General features: G+C 73.2%; 4 protein-coding genes and 1 pseudogene. 1 reads left to right on the forward strand and 4 read right to left on the reverse strand.

Annotated features, from left to right (window positions below):
• A partial coding sequence (locus tag ACTWQJ_RS46705) for an MFS transporter (RefSeq protein ID WP_443312459.1) occupies positions 1–1,532 on the reverse strand: 1,532 nt, incomplete at its 3' end.
• Positions 1,533–1,615: 83 nt separating this feature from the next.
• Between ACTWQJ_RS46705 and ACTWQJ_RS46710 the strand changes: the two are divergent.
• Positions 1,616–2,114, forward strand: a pseudogene (locus ACTWQJ_RS46710) (TetR/AcrR family transcriptional regulator).
• Here ACTWQJ_RS46710 and ACTWQJ_RS46715 read toward each other — a convergent pair.
• The 3 genes from ACTWQJ_RS46715 to ACTWQJ_RS46725 all read right to left on the reverse strand — a co-directional run.
• The gene (locus ACTWQJ_RS46715) at positions 2,101–2,778 is read right to left on the reverse strand and encodes an ATP-binding cassette domain-containing protein (protein WP_443312460.1); all 678 of its coding nucleotides are present in this window, start codon (positions 2,776–2,778) and stop codon (positions 2,101–2,103) included. The pseudogene ACTWQJ_RS46710 and the gene ACTWQJ_RS46715 sit on opposite strands and share 14 nt — an antisense overlap.
• Positions 2,775–3,740 carry an ABC transporter ATP-binding protein gene (locus ACTWQJ_RS46720; RefSeq protein ID WP_443312461.1) on the reverse strand — a complete coding sequence of 322 codons (966 nt, stop codon included), beginning with the start codon at positions 3,738–3,740 and terminating at the stop codon, positions 2,775–2,777. Before ACTWQJ_RS46720 ends, ACTWQJ_RS46715 begins: the two co-directional genes overlap by 4 nt.
• Positions 3,730–4,662: ABC transporter permease (locus ACTWQJ_RS46725; RefSeq protein ID WP_443312462.1), on the reverse strand; the 933-nt coding region annotated here is incomplete at its 5' end. The genes ACTWQJ_RS46720 and ACTWQJ_RS46725, both read right to left, overlap by 11 nt.

The following is a 4,662-nucleotide window of genomic DNA, read 5'->3' on the forward strand; positions in this document are numbered from 1 at the left end:
CCGGACGGGCTGAGGTTTCTCGGCTCGTCCGGCGTTTCGTGTGTGCGCTCCCGCAGCACGACCGCCCCCAGCGCCGCCGCCCCCACCAGCAGCGTCGCCCCCGCGACCGCCGCCGCGTGCATGCCGCTGGTGAACGCTTCCCGGGCCGCCGTAGCCAGGGCGTCACCCGTGCGCCCCGGCAACTGTTCGGCCACGGCGAGCGCGCCGCCCAGCGTCTCCCCGGCCGGAGCCGGTGCCGAGGCCGGGATGTCGTGGCGGTAGACGGCCGTGCCGATGGAGCCCAGGAACGCCATGCTCAGCGCGCCGCCGAACTCCGTGCCGGTCTCCATGAGGGACGAGGCCGCGCCCGCCTTCTCCGCCGGGGCGGCGCCCATGGCCAGGTCGGTCACCTGGGCCATGACGGCGACGACGCCGCAGGCCAGGACGCCGCACGCGGCCAGCAGCAGCCAGAGGGAGTCCGTGTCGGTCAGGGCCAGCAGCACATAGCCGCAGGCGGTGATGGCGAAGCCTCCGGACACCACATACGCGCGGGGCACGCCGCGCTGCACGAGCTGTGCACTGACCGGGGCCGCAAGGCCGATGGGCACCGACGGCAGCAGACTCCACAGCGCGGCCTCGAGGGGACTCTTGTCCAGGACCGACTGGATGTACTGGGTGGTGAAGTAGGCCGACCCCATCATGCCGAACGCGGCGACGAGGCTGAGGACGACGGCCGGGCTGAAGCCGCGGCTGCGGAACAGCTCCGGAGAGATCAGCGGAGACTGCGTCGTGCGCTGGCGGTGGACGAACAGCGCGGCGAAGAGCAGGCCGACCGTCACCGACATCGCGTAGCGCACGTTCCAGCCCTCCGACGCGATCTCCTTCAGGCCGTAGATCACGGGGAGCACCGCCGCCATCGACAGCGGGACGCTCAGCAGGTCGAACCGGCCGGGCCGGGGGTTCCTCGACTCCGGCAGCAGCACCGGGCCGAGGATCAGGAGCAGCAGCATCGCGGGCAGGTTGACCAGGAAGACCGAGCCCCACCAGAAGTGCTCGACGAGTACGCCGCTCATCACCGAGCCGAGTGCGATACCGGCCGTCATCACACCCGACCACAGGCCGATCGCCTGCGCGCGCTGGGCGGGGTCGGTGAACATCGTGCGGACCAGCGCCATCGTCGACGGCATCAGGGTCGCGCCGCCGATACCGAGGACCGCGCGGGCCGCGATCAGGGTCTCGGCGCTGCCGGCGTACGCCGCCACCAGCGAGGCGGCGCCGAACGCGGTCGCGCCGATCAGCAGGAGCCGGCGGCGGCCGATGCGGTCGCCCAGCGAGCCCATCGTCATCAGCAGGCCGGCCAGCACGAAGCCGTAGATGTCGAAGATCCACAGCTGCTGGGTGCTGGTGGGCTCCAGGTCCGCGCTGATCGCGGGGATCGCGAAGTAGAGGACGGAGACGTCCATGGAGACCAGCAGGAGCGGAAGCATCAGCACGCCCAGGGCCGTCCATTCGCGACGGCCGGCGCGCGCCGGAGGGTTCGGGTTCGTCGTCATGGCCTTGACTGTACGGGCGTCTTAAACGCTTGTCTATGACGCTTGTTTAATACGGCCGTACAGGGCGGCGATACGCTGGTCGCATGGGACACCGTGAGGATCTGCTCGAAGGCGCCAAGCGCTGCCTGCTCGCCAAGGGACGCGCTGCTGGCGCAGGCGTACATCGAGATGGTGGAAGGGATCTCCGACGCGTTCGTGGGCGCCGGGGGAGAGCTCCGAGGTGAGCCCGGCTCGCTCGAGCGGTTCGCCGAGGTGTGGTCGAACATCATCGGAACCATGCGGGACCCCGGCTCGCTGTGGCGGCTCAGCATGGAGATCGTGGTCATGGGCGACCAGCTGCCCGAAGTACGGGAGCACCTGGCGCGGGCCCAGCGGGAGGGCGCGCGCGGTATCGTCACGATCTTTCACGGCGGGCGCGAGGAGGACCTCTCGGAGGAGACCGTGGACACCCTCGGCTACTTCTACCTGACCCTGATGATGGGCCTCATGGCGCAGTGGACCTTCGATCCGAAGAGCGCGCCCGAGGCCGAGCAGCTGACGGAAGGGCTGCGCCAGGTGATCGAGGGCGTCAGGCGCAGCTGATCCGCCCGTCCCGCATCTCCAGCACCCGGTCCGCGAAGTGCCGTACGACCGCCTGGTCGTGGCAGATGAACAGGTAGCCGAGACCGAGGTCGTCCTGGAGGTCGGCGAGCAGGTTCAGCACACCGGCGCGGACGGACGGGTCCAGGGCGGAGACCGGCTCGTCGAGGACCAGCAGGCGCGGCTCGGAGGCCAACGCGCGGGCGATGCCGACGCGCTGGCACTGGCCGCCGGAGAGCTCGTGCGGGTGCCGGTCGCCGTACGAGGGGTCGAGGCCGACGCGGTCGAGGAGTTCGGCGACGCGGGCGGGACCGTCGGCGGGGTTCCAGCGGCCCTGGACCTTCAGCGGTTCCGCCACCGCGTCGCGGATACGGTGGCGGGGGCTGAGGGAACCGTACGGATCCTGGAAGACGGGCTGCACGCGGGGGCGCAACGGGCGCAGCTCGCGTTCGGTCAGGGACGTCAACTCCCTGCCTTCGAAACGGACTTCGCCGGCGTCCGGGCGGCGCAGCTGGAGTACGGCCATGGCCGTGGAGGACTTGCCGCAGCCGGAGGGGCCGTTCAGGGCGAGGGTCTCGCCCACGTCCAGGGTGAAGGAGACGCCGTCGACGGCCGTGAAGTCGCCGTAGCGGGCCACGAGTTCGCGGACCTCGAGCAGAGGGCTCATGCGGGCTGCTTCTCCTGGAACAGGTCGATCGCGGGGTGCGGGACGTCGTTCGCGCGGTGGCAGGCCACCAGCCGGTCGTCCAGCGGGCGGGGCTCCGGCTCCTCGTGCCGGCAGCGGTCGGCGGCGAGCGGGCAGCGCGGGGCGAACGCACAGCCCGCCGGGAACGCGCCCGGCGCGGGCGGGGTGCCGGGGAGCGCGGGCAGGCGGCGCAGACCGCGCGCGTTCTGCGGGAGCGAGGCCAGCAGGCCCGCCGTGTACGGGGTCCGGGGCCGGGACAGCACATCCTGCACCCGGCCGGCTTCGACCGCGCGTCCGGCGTACATCACCAGCACCCGGTCCGCGTGGTCCCGTACGACGTCCATGTCGTGCGTGACCAGGACGAGCGCGGCGCCGACCGCCTCGCGCCGCTCGCCGAGCACCCGCAGCACCTGCTCCTGACGCTCCGCGTCCAGCGCGGAGGTCGGTTCGTCGGCGACCACGACATCGGGCTCGTTGATCGTCGCCATCGCGATGACCGCCCGCTGCCGCATGCCGCCGGAGTACTCGTGCGGATACGCCCGCGCCGTGCGGGCGGCGTCCGGGATGCCCACCCGGTCCAGTGCGGCGACCGCCCGGGCCCGGGCCTCCCTGCGGGAGACGCGCTGCACCGACCGTACGGCGGCGGCGATTTGGTCGCCCACCGGGTGCACGGGGGAGAGCGCGGACAGGGCGTCCTGCGGGACCAGGGCGATACGACGGCCACGCTCCGCCGAGAGGTCCGGCCGTATCGTCCCGTCGACGGTCGCGCCCCGCGGCACCATTCCCAGCAGCGCACGGGCGGTCAGGGACTTGCCCGCGCCGGACTCGCCGACCACGGCGAGCACTTCGCGGGGGCGGACGTCGAAGGACAGGCCCCGTACGGCCTCGACACCGTCGAAGGCGATCCGCAGATCGCGCACCGAGAGCAGCACGTCAGACGGCAACGGGCACCTCCTTCAGAGCAGGGGCGGCTTTCCGGACGCGCCTGCGCCCGCTCGTGTACGCCGCTCCCGACACCGCCAGCGCCGCCAGCAGTGCCAGCGCGACGGCCGGGGCGAGGGCGGCCCACGGGGCGCGTTCCACGTAGGCGCGGGACTCGTCGAGCAGCAGGCCCCACTCGGGGGCGGGCGGCTGGGCGCCCAGGCCCAGAAAGCCCAGGGAGGCCAGCGCAAGGGCGATACCGGGCAGCCGCAGCAGCGCGTGCCGGGCGACGGGCCCGGCGACGGACGGGAGCACATGCCGGGTGAGAATCCACCACGGCGTTGCGCCGATGGCCCGTTGGGCGGTCAGGAACGCCGACGCCCGCACCTCCTGCACCAGCGCCGCCGCGTGCGCGGACAACGCAGGCCAGGACAGCAGGGTGACCGCGAGGGCGGCACCGCCGGTGCCGGGGCCCACGACCGCGGCGACCAGGATGCCGACGATCACCGGAGGCAGGGCGTTGGCGATGTCGGCGGCGCCGGACGCCACGCCCGGCAGGAAACCGAGGACCAGCGCGATCAGCAGGCCGAGGAGACAGACGGCCGCCGCCGTGCCGACGGTCGCGCCGGCCCCGTGCCCGAGCCGGGCGAGGACGTCCCGGCCGAGACCGTCGGTGCCGAGGGGGTGCGCCCAGGAAGGGGACGCCAGGCGGGCGGTGGTGTTCACGGCGTACGGGTCGCGCAGCAGGCCCCAGCCGATGGTCACGGCGAGGACGGTGAACAGGGTCAACGGGATCGCCGGGTGGGTACGGACCGGCCGGGCCGGGGGCAGCGCCAGACCGGCGTCGCGCAGGGCCGGGCCGAGCAGCCGGCGCCGGATCAGCGCCGCCAGCGCGCCCACGACCAGGCCGAGGAGCAGCAGGGCGAGAACCGAGCCCTGAAGCAG

The sequence above is a fragment of the Streptomyces sp. KR55 genome, assembly GCF_052245645.1.
GTDB lineage: Bacteria > Actinomycetota > Actinomycetes > Streptomycetales > Streptomycetaceae > Streptomyces > Streptomyces flavusporus.

Bases quoted from the DNA above. Each gene is read 5' to 3' on its own strand.
- ACTWQJ_RS46715 (WP_443312460.1), bottom strand. From the start codon at position 2,778: ATGAGCCCTCTGCTCGAGGTCCGCGAACTCGTGGCCCGCTACGGCGAC.